The sequence below is a fragment of the Amycolatopsis albispora genome (assembly GCF_003312875.1).
In the GTDB taxonomy this organism is placed as follows: domain Bacteria; phylum Actinomycetota; class Actinomycetes; order Mycobacteriales; family Pseudonocardiaceae; genus Amycolatopsis; species Amycolatopsis albispora.
The window spans coordinates 9,054,312-9,069,310 of the sequence record NZ_CP015163.1 but is presented as its reverse complement, the minus strand read 5'-3'; the positions used below and the strand labels follow the sequence as shown (position 1 = coordinate 9,069,310).

Here is a 14,999-nt window from a genome sequence, read left to right as displayed (position 1 = left end):
GCGGCGAAATGATGAGGACCTTGCTGGTCCGCGGCTTGCTCGCGGGCCTGGCCGCCGGTGTGCTTGCGGCCGTTTTTGCCTTCTTCGCCGGTGAACCGCCGATCGACGCCGCCATCGGCATCGAGGAATCGGGCACTGCCGCGCACGCGCATTCGCCAGCGGAAGCCGGTGGGCACGCGCACGGCGAAGAGGAGGAACTGGTCAGCCGGGACGTGCAGAGCACGCTCGGGTTGCTGGTCGGCGTCGGCGCGTATGCCGTCGCCGGCGGCGGGCTCTTTGCGCTCGCCTTCGCGTTCTGCTACGGCCGCCTGGGTTCGTTGCGGCCGCGTGTGTTGTCCGCGCTGCTCGCGGTGACCGCGTTCATCGTGGTGGTCGGCGTGCCGTTCCTGAAGTACCCGGCGAACCCGCCCGCGGTCGGGCAGGGCGAAACGATCGGTGACCGGACCGCGTTGTACTTCGGTTTTGTCGCGCTGTCACTGGCTTTTGCGATCAGCGCGGCGATGCTCGGGCGCCGGGTCGGCGGGTGGAACGGCGGGCTCGCCGGCGCGGGTGCCTACCTGGTGCTGGTTTCGGTGACGGCGGCGCTGATGCCGTCGATCGACGAAGTGCCCGACGGTTTCCCGGGTTCGACGCTGTGGACGTTCCGGATCGCCTCGCTCGGCACGCAGCTGGTGCTGTGGGTCGCGCTCGGCCTGATCTTCGGCGCACTGGCCGAACGGGTGCTCACGGACCGGCGGGCGCGCCTCGCTCGATGAGTTCCAGCAGGCGGCGCGTGTCGAGGTGCTCCTCGACCGCGTCCGCCAGCCGGTCGAGCATTTCCTCCCGCAGCAACGGAAAGCTCTTCGCGCCGGCGGCGGGCGCCCAGGTGGTGCCCGCCTGCTCGGCGGCGGCCGACAGCCAGGCGCGGCGGAAGCCGTCGTTGTCGAAGGCGCCGTGCCAGGTGGTGCCCCAGACCGAACCGTGCCGCCAGCCGTCGAGGAACGGCTCGGCTGAGCCTTCCAGCACGACCTTGCCGTGGTGGATTTCGTAGGCCTGGACCGGGTGCCCGCGCCATTCACCACGCGGCCGCGCGAGCACCTTCTCCGCGTCGAACGTCACCGACGTCGGCAGCAGGCCCAGGCCGTCGACCGCACCGGCGCCCGATTCCACGTCGTCGGTGATGCGGCGCGCGAGCATCTGGTGCCCGCCGCAGATGCCGAGCACCGGACGGCCGTCGGCGGCACGCGCGCGGACCACGTCGGCCAGGCCGCGTTCGGTCAGCCAGCGCAGGTCGTCCACAGTGGCCCGGCTGCCGGGCAGCACCACCACGTCCGCGCCCGCGACCACGTCCGGATCGGCGGTGACGGTGACCTCCACGCCCGGTTCCGCGGCGAGCGCGTCCACGTCGGTCGCGTTGGAGGCACGCGGAAAGCGCACCACGGCCACGCGCAGCGGACGGCGGCCGGACACGCGCGTGCGGTCACGACGCCAGCCCGCGTCGGCCAGCGCGTCCTCCGAGTCGATCCACACGCCGTCCAGCCACGGCAGCACCCCGTAGAACGGGCGGCCGGTCCGTTCCTCCAGCATGTCCAGGCCCGGCTTGAGCAACGCCGGGTCGCCGCGGAACTTGTTGATCACCCAGCCCGCGATCAGCTCCTGGTCCTCGGGGTCGAGCAGCGCCAGCGTGCCGTACATGGCCGCGAACACCCCGCCGCGGTCGATGTCGCCGACCACCAGCACCGGCAGCCTGGCTTCCCGCGCGAGCCCCATGTTGACGTAGTCGCCCGCGCGGAGATTGATCTCCGCCGGGCTGCCCGCGCCCTCGCAGACGACCACGTCGAACCGCGTCCGCAGCTCGCGCAGCGCCTCGAAGGCGAGTTGCGCGAGACCCGTGCGGCCGGTGGCGAACTCCCCCGCTTCGAGCGTGCCGAACGGCTTGCCCAGCGCGATCACGTGGCTGCGGCGGTCGCTGCCGGGCTTGAGCAGCACCGGGTTCATCGCGGCCTCCGGCTCGACGCGGCACGCCCGCGCCTGCAGCCACTGCGCGCGGCCGATCTCCGCGCCGTCCGCGCAGACCATCGAGTTGTTGGACATGTTCTGCGCCTTGAACGGCGCCACCCGCACGCCGCGGCGCGCCAGCCAGCGCCCGAGCGCGGCGGCGACCAGGCTCTTGCCCGCGTCCGAAGTGGTCCCGGCGACCAGCAGCCCGCTCATCGGCCGACCACCGCCGCCGCGACCGCCGCCAGCGCGCCCACCGCCAGCGACAACCGGACCGCCCGGCGCAGGTCGGCCGGGCGCGGTGGGTCGCCGTCGCCGAGGTGACCGCGTTCGGACACCGCGCCGCCATAACGGTTCACACCGCCGAGCCGGACCCCGAGCGCACCGGCGAACGCGGCCTCCACCTGACCCGCGTTCGGGCTCGGGTGCACTCCGGCGTCACGCCGCCACACCCGGAGCACACGCCGGGCGTCACGGCCCGCGCAGGCCGCGGTGAACAACGCGGCGGCCCGCGACGGGACCAGGTTCGCGAGGTCGTCGGCCCGGGCGGACGCCCAGCCGAAGCGCTCGTACCGCGGTGACCGGTGGCCGACCATCGCGTCCAGCGTGTTCAGCGCGCGGTAGCCGAGCAGGCCCGGGATCCCGGCGAGCGCACCCCAGAACAGCGGCGCCACCACGGCGTCGGAGGTGTTCTCGGCAATGGACTCGGTGGCCGCGCGGGTGAGTTCGGCCAGGTCGAGCGAGGCGGCGTCACGGCCGCACAGGTGGGACAGCCGCGCGCGGGCGCCGTCCAGGTCACCGGCTTCGACCAGTTCCGCCATCGCGGTGCCTTCGGCCGCCAGGCCACGTCCGCCGAGCACGACCCAGGTCGCGGTCGCCGTGGCGAGGAAGCGCAGCGGAGCCGAGGCGGCACGCTCGGCGACCACCCCGAGCCCGGCCGCCGCCGTGGTGCACACCAGCAGGTGCACCACGCCACGCGGGCGCGAATCCGCCCAGATCCGCCGTTCCACCGCCGTGGCCAGGTTGCCGAACCAGGCCACCGGATGGGCCCGGCGCGGGTCCCCGAACAGGCGATCGGCGGCGTATCCGGCGAGCAGGCCGGCGGCCCTGGCCCGATCTCGGTCCGCGCGCGATCCATGATCCACCGGATGCAGCACTGTGCGACCCTAGCCGGTGGGCCAGAATGCCGGGCATGAGTACGCACCTGCGGCGCGTGGCCCGGTTCGCGGCCGCCCGCCTGGACGCCGGCGCGAAGGCGCTGCGCCGGTACGCCCGCGGCAAGGACGGCACAGGCGGCAAGGTCCTGGTGCTCGGCGGGGTCCGGTCGGGCAAATCGCGGCACGCCGAACTGCTGCTGGCGCGGCACCCCCACGTGGTCTACCTGGCCACCGGCCTGCCGCCCGGCGACGACGACCCGGAGTGGGCCGCGCGGGTGGCCGCGCACCGGGCACGCAGACCGGCGGGCTGGCGCACGGTGGAGACCGCGGATCTGGCCGGTGCGCTGCGCGAGGCGACCGCGCCGGTGCTGATCGACTGCTTCGGCACCTGGCTGTCGCGGGTGCTGGGTGAGGTCGGCGCGTGGGAGCAGGCCGACGGCTGGCAGCAGCGGCTCGACGACCACCTGCTGGACTTCATCGACGCGTGGCGGACCACGCCGGTGCCGGTGGTCGCGGTGAGCAACGAGGTCGGCAGCGGTGTGGTGCCCGGCACGTTCTCCGGGCGGGTGTTCCGTGATGTGCTGGGCGCGCTGAACAGCGAGGTGGCCGCGCACTCGGACCGGGTGGTGCTGGTGGTCGCCGGACGGGCATTCGAACTTCCCGGGAAGGACGGCCGATGAAGATCACGCCACCCTCGGCGGCGGCACGCGAGGAAGCGCTGGTCCGGCTGGACGGACTGGTGAAGCCGCTGGGCTCGCTGGGTCGCCTGGAGGAACTGGCGGCGTGGCTGAGCGCCGCGCACGACGCGGTGCCCCCGCGTGAACTCGACGACGTGCGGGTCGCGGTGTTCGCCGGGGACCACGGCATCACGGCTTCGGCGGTTTCGGCGTATCCGCGGGAGATCACCGCCGCGATGGTGCGGGTCTTCCTGGCCGGGACGAGCGGGGTGACCGTGCTCGCGCGGCAGGTCGGCGCGACGGTGAAGGTGTTCGACCTGGCCGTGGACGCCGACGGCCTGCCGGACGAGGTGACCGCGTACAAGATCCGCCGCGGGTCCGGCTCGATCGACCGCGAGGACGCGCTGGCGCCCGGCGAGGCGAGCCGCGCGTTCGACGCGGGCCGGCGGATCGCCGACGCGGAAATCGACGACGGTGCCAACCTGCTGATCCCCGGTGACATGGGGATCGGGAACACCACCGTGGCGGCCGCGCTGGTGGCGGCGCGGCTGGGCCTGCCAGCCGAAGAGGTCGTCGGCACCGGCACCGGCGTCGACGAGGAAGGACGCGCCCGCAAGGTCGCCGCGGTCACGGCTGCTTTGGCCCGCACCGGGGACCGCGCGGACGACCCGTTCGAACGGCTCACCGCACTCGGCAGCGCCTGCGCCGCCGCGACGGCGGGCTTCCTGGTCCAGGGCGCCGTGCGCGGGGTGCCGGTGGTGCTCGACGGGGTGTTCTCCGGGGCGGCCGCGCTGGTCGCGCAGGACGTCGCGCCGGGAGCGGTGGCGTGGTGGCTCGCCGGGCACCGGTCCACCGAGCCGTCGCAGGCGCACGCGCTCAAGGCGCTCGGCCTGGAGCCGATCCTGGACCTCGGGCTGCGCCTCGGTGAGGGCAGCGGCGCGGTGCAGGCGGTGCCGGTGCTGCGGGCGGCGCGGGCGGTGCTCGCGGAGATGAGTTCGCTGGCCGACCTGACCTGATGCGGGACGCGATCCGCATGGCCGTCGGCACGCTGACGGTGGTTCCGGTGCGCGCGCCCCGGGTGATCGACGGGCGGGTGGCGCGGGGCGCGATGCTGCTGGCGCCGCTGGCGGTGTTGCCGCTCGCGGTGGCCGGGGCACTGGTCACGCTGCTTCCGCTGCCCGCTTTGCCGGTGGCCGCGCTCGCGCTGGGCGTGGTCGCGCTGGGATGTCGCGGGCTGCACCTGGACGGCCTGTCCGACACCGCCGACGGGCTCGCCGCTTCCTATGACCGCGAGCGCGCGCTGACCATCATGCGCAAGGGCGACTCCGGGCCCAGCGGGGTGGCGACGCTGCTCCTGGTGCTGATCGTCCAATGTGGAGCGCTGGCGGGGGCGGTCGGTGCCGGGCACGGGGTGGTTGCCGTGGTGGTGGCGGTGCTGGCGGGCCGGATGCTGCTTGCCGTGTGCTGCGCGCGTGGCGTGCCGTCGGCACGGCCGGAAGGGCTGGGCGCGACGGTGGCCGGTTCGGTGCCGGTGGTCGGCGCCGCCGGTTCGGTGGTGGTGTGCGCGGCGTTGGCGTCGTGGGGCGGCACGTTCGCGGGCTTGCCGTGGTGGCAGGGACTTCTCGCGGTCGGTGCGGCGCTGGTCGCGGGCGGACTGCTGCTGTGGCGCTGCGTGCGACGACTGGGCGGCATCACCGGGGACGTGCTCGGTGCCTGCGTGGAAACCGGCGTCACCGCGGCGCTGCTGGTTGTGTCAGGTTAGCTCGTTGAGCGTAGTGAGAAACTCGGTCATGACCGGGCGTGACCGCACCGCGATGCGCAGCCAGTCCGGGCCGAGGCCGGGGAAGGTGTCGGCGCGGCGTACGGCGTAGCCCCGCTCGCGCAGCCGTTCACGCAGGCGGGCACCGTCGTGGAATTCGGCGAGGACAAACGGCGCGCGCGGTTCGCCATATACGGACACGCCCAGGTCCCGCAGGCCGGCGAGCAGGAATTCGCGGTCCGCCTCGGCGGCGACGGCGAGTTCGTCGGCCTCCTTCACCGCCTCCGGACGGCAGCAAGCGACCACGGCCACCGCCGCGAGCGCCGACACCGACCACGGCGGCTGCACCGCGCGCAACCGGTCGATCAGCGCGGACGGCCCCAGCACATACCCGGCACGCAGGCCCGCGATGCCCCAAGTCTTGGTCAGGCTCCGGATCACCAGCAACCCCGGAACGACCTCGCCAGCCAGGGATTCCGGCTCACCCGGCACCGCGTCGAGGAACGCCTCGTCCACCACGACCACCCGCCCGGGACGGCACAGCGACCGCAACCGCGAGGCCGGGTGCAGCACCGACGTCGGATTGGTCGGATTGCCGACCACCACCAGATCGGCGTCCTCCGGCACGGACCCGAGCACAAAGCCTTCCTCCGGCCGGAGAATCACCCGCGAAACCGGCACGTCCGCCGCCAGCAACGCGGCTTCCGGCTCGGTGAACTGCGGGTGCACCACACACGCCCGCCGCGCGCCCAGGCCACGCGCGATCAGCGTGAACGCCTCGGCGGCCCCCGCGGTCACCAGCACCTCGCCGGTGGACCGGCTGTGCCGCGCGGCCACCGCTTCGGTCGCCTCGGTCGTGTCGGGGTACGCCGCCAGCCGCGGCAGCTCGGCGGTGAGTTCGGCGAGCAGCCAGCCCGGCGGTTCGGCCAGGCGGACGTTGACCGCGAGATCGACCAGACCCGGCCCGACCTCCCGATCCCCGTGGTGCCAGAGGTCAACCACGGCGCACCGCGCGGGCGAAGGCGGTGGCCCGGTCCGGATGCCCGGCCCAGTGGACGTGCAGGTAGGACGCGTTCAACGTGGGCGACGCGTAACCGTGGTCGGCGTCGTCCCAGCGCCAAGCGGCGGCGAACGGGCCGTCCGGCACCACCTCGGTCCGGTGGAACTCGTGCCCGGTCACCTGCTCTCCGCGCGTGGCGAGCAGGTTGTCCGCGGCGGCCGTCGCGGTCCGGTAACCGAGCGCGCCACGGGCAGTCATCCTGGCCGTCGCCGGGAGCACGCCGGTCATCGGCAGGCCGTCCAGCTCGCGGCACAGGTACAGCAGCCCGGCGCATTCGGCCACCACCGGCAGCCCGCCCGCCACCGCCCCGGCGACCTCCGCGCGCAGGGCCTCGTTCGCGGACAAGGCTTCGGCGTGCACTTCGGGAAAACCACCGCCGAAGTACAGCCCGGCGCAGCCGTCCGGCAGGCGGGTGTCGTTGATCGGGTCGACGTCCACCAGGTCCACCCCGAGCGCGGCCAGCAGCTCGCCGGTTTCGGCGTACCGGAAGGAAAAGGCCGCACCACCGGCCGCCGCGACCACCGCGCGCGGGCCGGGCACGGGCTCCGGCGGTGACCAGGGTTCCGCCGCCACGCCAGGGGCTTCCCGCGCCGCCCGCACCACGGCTTCCAGGTCCACACCGGACTCGATCCACGACGCGAGGCGGTCCACCATGACCGCGCCTTCACGGGCGCGTTCGGCCATCGGCACCAGTCCGAGGTGACGGCTCGGCGAGTGCACGTCGTCGGACCGCCGCAGCGCGCCCAGCACCGGCACGCCGGTTTTCCCGATCGCCTCACGGATCTCGCGCTCGTGCCGGTCGGACCCCAGCTTGTTGAGGATGACCCCGGCCAGCCGCACCCGCGGGTCGAAGTGCGCGAAACCGTAAACGGTCGCGGCCACGCTGCGGCTCGCCGCGCTCGCGTCGACCACCAGCACCACCGGCGCGCCGACCAGCCGCGCGACGTGCGCGGTCGAGGCGAAGCCCTCGGTGCCCAGCGCGCCGTCGAACAAGCCCATCACGCCTTCGATCACCGCGATTTCGGCGCCGGAAGCACCGTGCAGCAACAAGGGCGCGACCAGGTCCTCGCCCTGGAGGTACGGATCGAGGTTGCGGCCGGGGCGCCCGGTGGCCAGCGCGTGGTAGCTGGGATCGATGTAGTCCGGGCCGACCTTGTGCCCGGACACCGCGAACCCGCGCCGCCGCAGGGCCGCCATCAGGCCGGAGGCCACCGTGGTTTTGCCGTGCCCGGAGGCGGGCGCCGCGACGACCACCCGCGGCAGGCTCACCATTCGATTCCCCGCTGGCCCTTCTGCCCCGCGTCCATCGGGTGCTTCACCTTGGTCATCTCGACCACCAGGTCCGCGGCCTCGACCAGCTCGGGCGGCGCGTTGCGGCCGGTGATCACCACGTGCTGGCGGCCGGGCCGGTCACGCAGCACCTCGACCACCTCGCCGACGTCGATCCAGCCCCAGTGCAGCGGGTAGTTGAACTCGTCGAGCACGTAGAAGTCGTGCTGCGCGGCGGAAATCCGGCGTGCGATCTCGGCCCAGCCCTCACGCGCGTTGGCGGCGTGGTCCTCCTCGGTGCCCGCCTTGCGCGCCCAGCTCCAGCCCTCGCCCATCTTGTGCCATTCGACCGGCCCGCCCTGGCCGGTGTTCGCGTGCACCTCGCCGAGCGCCCGCAGCGCGGCTTCCTCGCCGACCTTCCACTTCGCCGACTTGACGAACTGGAACACGCCGATCGACCAGCCCTGGTTCCACGCACGCAGCGCCATGCCGAAGGCCGCGGTGGACTTGCCCTTCATCGTGCCGGTGTGCACGATGAGCAGCGGCCGGTTGCGGCGCTGCCGGGTGGTCAGCCCGTCGTCGGGCACAAAGTCCGGTTTTCCCTTGGGCATCAGGCGGCCCGTCCCGTCCGGGCGCGGACCGCGCCGGCCAGCGCGTCCGCGGCGACCTCACCGAGCGGCACGTGCTCGGCGCCGAGCCGGTTGGCCAGTTCCCCGGCCAGTCCGAGGCGCATGCGCCCGCTTTCGCAGTCCATCACCACCGAGGCGATGCCCTGCCGCGCGATCAGGTCGGCGGCGGCGTGCGCGCGGGCCACCGCGTCCTGGCCGCTGGTCGCGCGGCCGTCGGTGACCACCACCAGCAGCGGGCGGCGGCGCGGGTCGCGAATGGACTCCACGCGCAGGGCCTCGGCCGCGCGCAGCAGCCCTTCGGCCAGCGGCGTGCGGCCGCCGGTGGGCAGCGATTCGAGCCGGGACGCGGCGGCGTCCACGCTGATCGTCGGGGGTAGCGCGAGTTCGGCGGCCGATGCGCGGAAGGTGACCAGGCCGACCTTGTCCCGCCGCTGGTAGGCGTCCAGCAGCAGCGACAGCACGGCGGCCTTGACCTCGCCCATCCGCGACCGCGCGCCCATCGAGCCGGACGCGTCCACGCAGAACAACACCAGGTTGCCTTCGCGGCCTTCCCGGAGCGCGAACCGCAGGTCACGCGTCCGCAGCACGAGCCCGGCGCCGGACCGTCCCCGCGCACGCTGGTGCGGGGCCGCTGCCAGCACGGTGGCCGGGAGGTGCGGGCGGCCTTCGCGCACGCTGGGCGGTTTGACGCCGATGGTGCGGCCGCTGTCGGTGAGCGCCCGCGAACGGCGGCCGTGCGCGCCTTCGCCGGTACCGTCCACGGTGAACAGACGGGCACGGAACGGCTGCCCGGCGCCGACCGTCTGCTGTGGACCTTGCGGGCTCGATTGCGGTTGCTGGTTCTCCGACGGCGCCTCGGAAGACTCGGCAGGTTCAGGCGGTGCGCCGGAGCCGGGACCGTCGTCGTCCGGGCCGTCGGTGGGCGGCTCGGCGTCCCGCAGCGCCTGGTCCAGCTGCTCTTCGTCGATACCGGGTGCGTCGAACGGGTTGCGGCGGCGCCGGTGCGGCAGCGCCAGCCGCGCCGCCACCCGAATGTCCTCCGTGGTCACTTCGGTACGACCGGACCAGGCGGCGTGCGCGGCGGCCGTGCGCGCGGTGACGATGTCCGCCCGCATGCCGTCCACGTCGAAGGAGGCGCAGACCTCGGCGATCTGCAGCAACGCGGCGTCGTCGAGAGTGACCGCGGGCAGGTTCCGGCGTGCTTCGGCGATCCGCGCGGCCAGCGCGGCCTCGGCTTCGTCGTAACGCGCGGCGAAACCGTCGGGATCGGCTTCGTAGGCCAGCCGGCGTCGCACCACCTCGACGCGCTCGGACGGCTCGCGGCTCGTGCGCACCTCGACGGTCAGCCCGAACCGGTCCAGCAGTTGCGGCCGGAGCTCGCCTTCCTCCGGGTTCATCGTGCCGATCAGCACGAACCGCGAGGCATGGGAGACCGAAACGCCTTCGCGCTCGACCGTCGCGCGGCCCATCGCGGCGGCGTCCAGCAGCGCGTCCACGAGGTGGTCGTGCAGCAGGTTGACCTCGTCGACGTAGAGCAGGCCGCGGTGCGCCGCGGCGAGCAGGCCGGGCTGGTAGCCGGTGACGCCTTCGCTCAGCGCGCGTTCCAGGTCGAGCGAGCCGATCACCCGGTCCTCGGCGGCACCGACGGGCAGTTCGACCAGCCGCGCCGGGCGTCGCTCGGCGGGCGCGCCGGAGTCGTGCGGGCCGTCGGGGCAGGCGGGATCGGGGGCGGCGGGGTCGCAGGAGAACCGGCAGCCGGTGACCACGTCCACCGGCGGCAGCAAGCCGGCCAGCGCCCGCACCATGGTCGACTTGGCGGTACCCTTCTCGCCGCGGACCAGCACGCCGCCGATGGCCGGGGACACCGCGGAAAGCACCAGGGCCAGTCGCAGGTCGGCCAGGCCGACCACCGCGGTGAACGGGAACGCCCGCATGCACAACTCCCCACGCCCGCCGGAAAAACAGCCGCCGCCGATCATCGCACAGCGGATCGCCGCCGAAGACGTGAGAAGTCCAACCCCGCGCGCCGGGCGCGACAGGTTTACGGTCAACCACCGTGCGGATCACGGTGGTGGGAGTGGGAGCCGACGGCTGGGCCGGGCTCTCCGGTGCGGCGCGGTCGGCGGTGGAGGCCGCCGAGGTGCTCATCGGCGGCGCGCGCCAGCTGGACCTGGTGCCGGGCAGCCGTGCGGTCAAGGTGACCTGGCCCAGTCCGCTGCTGCCTCGGCTCGACGCGTTGTTCGCCGAGCACCGCGGCCGCCGGATCTGCGTGCTGGCCAGCGGTGATCCCCTGCTGTCGGGCATCGGCACCACGCTGTCGCGCCGGTTCGACGACGTCGAGATACTGCCCGCGCTGTCGTCACCGACGCTGGCCAGGGCGCGGCTGAAGTGGTCCGCTGAGAGCACCGAGGTGATCAGCGTGGTCGGCCGCTCGCCCTGCCGGGTGAATCGGGCGCTGGCGCCGGGCGCGCGGCTGCTCGTGCTCAGCGAGGACGCCACCACGCCCGCCGTGCTGGCCGCGCAACTCACCGACGCCGGGTACGGGCCGAGCCGGTTCACCGTGCTGGAGGAACTCGGCGGACCAGCCGAACGGCAGGTCACCGGGGTCGCGGAGAGCTGGGACCACCCGCCGGGCGCGGCGCTGAACCTGGTCGCCATCGAATGCGAGACCAAGGGTGAGCCGCTGCCGCGCACCGGACTGCCCGACCACGCCTTCGAGCACGACGGCCAGCTCACCAAGCGTGACGTCCGCGCCATCACGCTCGCCCGGCTCGGTCCATTGCCGGGAATGTTGCTGTGGGACGTCGGTGCCGGGTCGGGCAGCGTCGCGATCGAATGGTCCCGCGCCCACCCGGACAACCGCGCGATCGCCATCGAACGCGACCCGGACCGCGCCGCCCGCATCACCCGCAACGCGCAGCGCCTCGGCGTGCCGGAACTGCGCGTGGTCGTGGGAGAGGCACCCGACGCGCTCGACGGGCTCCCCGCGCCCGACGCGGTTTTTGTCGGCGGTGGAGTCACGTCCGGCGTGCTGGACGCCTGCCTGCACGCGCCGAAGGTGGTCGCCAACGGCGTCACCCTGGAGACCGAAGCCGTGCTCGCCGCCGCGTACGCCCGGCACGGCGGTGACCTGCTGCGGCTGGCCGTCGAGCACGCGGCGCCGCTCGGCGGGTTCACCGGCTGGACCCCCGCCCGCACCGTGACCCAGTGGAGCTTCACCCGATGACCGTGCACTTCATCGGCGCCGGACCGGGCGCCGCCGACCTGATCACCGTGCGCGGGCGCGATCTGCTCGCCGCCTGCGCGGTGTGCCTGTACCCGGGCAGCCTCACCCCGCCGGACCTGCTCGCGCACTGCCCGCCCGGCGCGCGGGTGGTCGACACCGCGAACCTGAGCCTCGACGAGATCGTCGGCGAGCTGACCGCCGCGCACGCCGCCGGGCACGACGTCGCGCGGCTGACCTCGGGTGATCCTTCGCTGTACAGCACGGTCGCCGAGCAGATGCGGCGGCTCGACGCCACGGGCGTGCCGTACGACGTCGTGTCCGGCGTACCCGCCTTCGCCGCCGCCGCGGCCGTGCTGAACCGCGAGCTGACCGTGCCCGAGGTCGGGCAGAGCCTGGTGATCACCCGGGTGCAGGCGCGGTCCACCTCGATGCCGCCGGGTGAGGACCTGGCCACCTTCGCCGCCAGCGGCACCACGCTCGCGGTGCACCTGGCCATCACCAAGATCGACCGGGTGGCCGCCGAGCTGATCCCGCACTACGGCGAGGACTGCCCGGCGGCGGTGGTCGCGCACGCGTCGCAGCCCGGCGAGAAGATCCTGCGCGGCACGCTCGCGTCGCTGCCCGCGCAGGTGCGGGAGGCGGGCATCGGGCGGGCCGCGGTGATCTTCGTCGGGCGGACGCTGGCGGCGGAGAAGTTCCCGGACAGCTTCCTGTACTCCGCCGCCCGCGACCGCTCGCGGCAACCGGACTCGCTCTAGCCGGTCAGCGAACGCGTATCCCGCCAGGCGTTTGTTGTGCAGTGCACTTCACCGCCGCCGACGTGGGCCCAGAACACGTCCTCCACCCACGACACCCGGATGCCGCGCAGGGCGCGTTCGGTGGCCTCCTTGAACAGGTCGCGCCCGCCGACCACCGGGCCGTGCGGATCCGGCGCGGCGTAGCGGCCCGCGGTCACCGACAGCCCGTTCGTCACCGCCGGGGCCAGCGCCGCCATGCCCGGCGCCCGCGGTGACTCGTGGAACAGCACCGGCACACGCACCAGCTCGTCGGCTCGCAACCCGGTCTCCCGCAGCATGATCGCCACCTGCGCGTCGATGTGCCGGGCCGCGGTTTCGTTCTGCGCCAGGAAATCCGGGTCGCCGAGCAGTTCCTCCACGGTCGGCTGGTAACTGTGGTTCGTGCCCGCGAACAACCGCGCGCCCGTGCCGTTCGCCTGGTGCAGCAGGCTCTCCGCCAGCCGGGGATCGGCCACCATCAGCGTCCAGCCGCGGGCGTTGTCCGCCTTCACCACGTGCAGCGTCTCGTCGACGTGCCCGACCATCAGCCACGACGTGTCCAGTACCACCGGCGGCTGCTGCCCCTGCGCTTCGAGCAGGCGCAGGAACGCCGGATCCGGCTTGCGGTCCCCGGTGGCCGCGGTGCCGTAGTAGATCCGGCCCTTCGGAAACGGACCGTACGGCGGCAGCGCCTCGAAGTTGCCGGTCGCGTTGCGCTGGTCGGCCCAGGCGTCCGGCAGCGGTGCCCCGGCGAACTCGGTGAACTCCTGCACCACCGCCACGTCCGGCCCGCGCAGGTCGCGGAAGAGCAGCCGCCCGCCCGGGCGCAGCGTCGGCACACCGGCGTCCCACTGGTTCGCCGACCGGATCGCCACCCGCATCGTCCGGCCCCCGGCGCTCGCCACCGCCGGTTCGAACAGGTCCTGCATCCACACGTCCTTCCACCACAGGTCGCTGCCCGCGATGAACCGCGTCTCGACGCCCGCGGTGGCCCGGGTGAGCGTGCCGCTGAACCGGTCCCACTCCCCGGGGTGGCCCGGGGGCAGCCCCTCGGCGGGCCAGCCGGGCCCGTTCCCCGGTTTCGCGGCGAACACCGTGGTGGCGGGCAGGAGGTCGTGCTGGAACAACAGCGGCGCCACCCGCAGCCGCTTGACCACCGCCCGCCCGGCCGAGTGCACGGTGAGGCGCACCCGGCCGTCCCACTTCGCGGGGTCGCGGACGACGTCGCGGCCCTCCACCGCGACGTCCACCCCCGTCCGCATCTCCCGCGCGGAGAGCACCTCCCCCGGCCGCAGCACGCGGTACTCCCCGCCCCGCCGGACGAACACCCGCAGGTGTTCGGCCCGGTCGACCTCGACCCGCGCGGCTTCGCTCCCCCGCAGCCGCAGCTTGGTCAGGTCGTCTTCGTCGCGCCTGCCGTTGACCACCTCGTCGGCGGCGTCGTGGCAGGCCGCGAGCCGCCGGTCGACGGCCAGCCCCGGCTGGTCCACGTCACCCGGCTCGAGCACGCACCGCCTGGAGTCGTCGTCCAGGTTCGGCAGGAACACGCTCTCGCCGGTCAGCCTCGGCGTGGCGGCGGCCACCCCCGGCACGACCACTGACGCGCCCACCACCAGCATGGTGAGCACGAGCCCCCGGATCCCCACTGATCAGCCCCTTCCCTCGTTGCTTCCGAACGGTAGGAAGATCGGCCGCGGGCGGCATCGGTCGTTGGGAGGAGATCCAGGTGGAGAAGGTCCTCATCCTCGGCGGCACCGCGGAGGCACGCGCACTGGCCGCCGCGCTGAGTGAGCGCGGGGTGCCGGTGGTGTCGTCGCTGGCCGGGCGGGTCGCGCGCCCGCGCCTGCCCGTGGGTGAGGTGCGGGTCGGCGGCTTCGGCGGTCCGGACGGCCTCGCCGCCTGGCTGGCCGAGCAGCGCGTCGGCACGGTGGTGGACGCCACCCATCCGTTCGCGGAACGCATCTCGGCCTCGGCGGTCGCCGCGACCCGCACCGCCGGCGTGCCGCTGCTGCGGCTCGAGCGCCCCGGCTGGCAGGCGTCGCCCGGGGACGACTGGCACTGGACCGCGTCGCTGCCGGAAGCCGCCGGACTGCTGCCCGAGCTCGGCCGTCGCGTATTCCTGACCAGCGGGCGGCAGGGTCTGCCCGCGTTCGCCCACCTCGACGACCTGTGGTTCCTGATCCGCTGCGTCGACCCGCCCGAACCCCCGCTGCCCAGGCGGCACGAGCTGCTGCTCAGCCGCGGCCCGTACCAGGTGGAGGCCGAAATCGGGCTGCTGCGCACGCACCGGATCGAGGTGCTCGTCACCAAGGACAGCGGCGGTTCGATGACCGCCGCCAAACTGACCGCGGCCAGGGAACTCGGCCTGCCGGTGGTGCTCGTCCGGCGCCCGGCACCCGCGGGCGCCCCCGAAACCGTCACCTCCGTCGATGCCGTATTGGCCCGCTTACCGCGCGTGGACTAGTGGAA

Annotated in this window: 14 protein-coding genes; 7 read left to right on the top strand and 7 right to left on the bottom strand. The window is 74.0% G+C overall.

The genetic code is table 11. The features are described from left to right. The first annotated feature begins 8 nt into the window (after positions 1-8). Entirely contained in the window at positions 9-755 is a 747-nt protein-coding gene (locus A4R43_RS42205) for a CbtA family protein (RefSeq protein ID WP_113697204.1), read from the top strand. Here the strand turns inward: A4R43_RS42205 and A4R43_RS42200 are convergent. Then, entirely contained in the window at positions 724-2,193 is a 1,470-nt protein-coding gene (locus tag A4R43_RS42200; RefSeq protein WP_113697203.1) for a cobyric acid synthase, read from the bottom strand. The two genes, A4R43_RS42205 and A4R43_RS42200, sit on opposite strands and share 32 nt — an antisense overlap. Then, positions 2,190-3,122, bottom strand: coding sequence for a cobalamin biosynthesis protein (locus A4R43_RS42195; protein WP_113698253.1), 933 nt, complete (start codon positions 3,120-3,122; stop codon positions 2,190-2,192). The genes A4R43_RS42200 and A4R43_RS42195 overlap by 4 nt, the downstream gene beginning before the upstream one ends. Positions 3,123-3,169: 47 nt before the next feature. On the opposite strand from A4R43_RS42195, the gene A4R43_RS42190 reads away from it, so the two are divergent. Genes A4R43_RS42190 through A4R43_RS42180 form a run of 3 tightly spaced genes read left to right on the top strand, consistent with a single transcriptional unit; the run spans position 3,170 to position 5,573 of the window. Beyond that, the gene (locus tag A4R43_RS42190; RefSeq protein WP_418190793.1) at positions 3,170-3,814 is read left to right on the top strand and encodes a bifunctional adenosylcobinamide kinase/adenosylcobinamide-phosphate guanylyltransferase; all 645 of its coding nucleotides are present in this window, start codon (positions 3,170-3,172) and stop codon (positions 3,812-3,814) included. Further along, positions 3,811-4,827: a nicotinate-nucleotide--dimethylbenzimidazole phosphoribosyltransferase gene (gene cobT, locus A4R43_RS42185; protein WP_113697201.1), complete on the top strand. Its 1,017-nt coding sequence runs from the start codon at positions 3,811-3,813 to the stop codon at positions 4,825-4,827. The genes A4R43_RS42190 and cobT overlap by 4 nt, the downstream gene beginning before the upstream one ends. Further along, a complete protein-coding gene (locus A4R43_RS42180; RefSeq protein ID WP_236808649.1) occupies positions 4,827-5,573 on the top strand; it encodes an adenosylcobinamide-GDP ribazoletransferase in 747 nt (248 codons plus the stop codon). The genes cobT and A4R43_RS42180 overlap by 1 nt, the downstream gene beginning before the upstream one ends. Here A4R43_RS42180 and cobC read toward each other — a convergent pair. The 4 genes from cobC to A4R43_RS42160 are packed head-to-tail and all read right to left on the bottom strand — an operon-like array spanning position 5,565 to position 10,462. Beyond that, positions 5,565-6,572, bottom strand: coding sequence for an Rv2231c family pyridoxal phosphate-dependent protein CobC (gene cobC / locus A4R43_RS42175; RefSeq protein WP_113697200.1), 1,008 nt, complete (start codon positions 6,570-6,572; stop codon positions 5,565-5,567). The genes A4R43_RS42180 and cobC overlap by 9 nt on opposite strands. After that, positions 6,565-7,902, bottom strand: a complete 1,338-nt coding sequence (locus tag A4R43_RS42170; protein WP_113697199.1) for a cobyrinate a,c-diamide synthase — start codon at positions 7,900-7,902, stop codon at positions 6,565-6,567. Before A4R43_RS42170 ends, cobC begins: the two co-directional genes overlap by 8 nt. Further along, positions 7,896-8,510: a cob(I)yrinic acid a,c-diamide adenosyltransferase gene (gene cobO / locus A4R43_RS42165; protein ID WP_113697198.1), complete on the bottom strand. Its 615-nt coding sequence runs from the start codon at positions 8,508-8,510 to the stop codon at positions 7,896-7,898. The genes A4R43_RS42170 and cobO overlap by 7 nt, the downstream gene beginning before the upstream one ends. Then, a complete protein-coding gene (locus A4R43_RS42160) occupies positions 8,510-10,462 on the bottom strand; it encodes a putative cobaltochelatase (protein WP_113697197.1) in 1,953 nt (650 codons plus the stop codon). The genes cobO and A4R43_RS42160 overlap by 1 nt, the downstream gene beginning before the upstream one ends. 122 nt (positions 10,463-10,584) lie before the next feature. On the opposite strand from A4R43_RS42160, the gene cbiE reads away from it, so the two are divergent. Next, positions 10,585-11,754 carry a precorrin-6y C5,15-methyltransferase (decarboxylating) subunit CbiE gene (gene cbiE, locus A4R43_RS42155; RefSeq protein ID WP_236808648.1) on the top strand — a complete coding sequence of 390 codons (1,170 nt, stop codon included), beginning with the start codon at positions 10,585-10,587 and terminating at the stop codon, positions 11,752-11,754. Further along, entirely contained in the window at positions 11,751-12,512 is a 762-nt protein-coding gene (gene cobM, locus A4R43_RS42150; protein WP_113697196.1) for a precorrin-4 C(11)-methyltransferase, read from the top strand. Before cbiE ends, cobM begins: the two co-directional genes overlap by 4 nt. On the opposite strand, the gene A4R43_RS42145 is transcribed toward cobM, so the two are convergent. After that, positions 12,509-14,176: a protein-arginine deiminase family protein gene (locus A4R43_RS42145; RefSeq protein ID WP_113697195.1), complete on the bottom strand. Its 1,668-nt coding sequence runs from the start codon at positions 14,174-14,176 to the stop codon at positions 12,509-12,511. The two genes, cobM and A4R43_RS42145, sit on opposite strands and share 4 nt — an antisense overlap. Positions 14,177-14,256: 80 nt before the next feature. On the opposite strand from A4R43_RS42145, the gene A4R43_RS42140 reads away from it, so the two are divergent. After that, on the top strand, positions 14,257-14,994 hold the full coding sequence (locus A4R43_RS42140; protein ID WP_236808646.1) for a cobalt-precorrin-6A reductase: 738 nt from the start codon (positions 14,257-14,259) through the stop codon (positions 14,992-14,994). Positions 14,995-14,999: the final 5 nt, after the last annotated feature.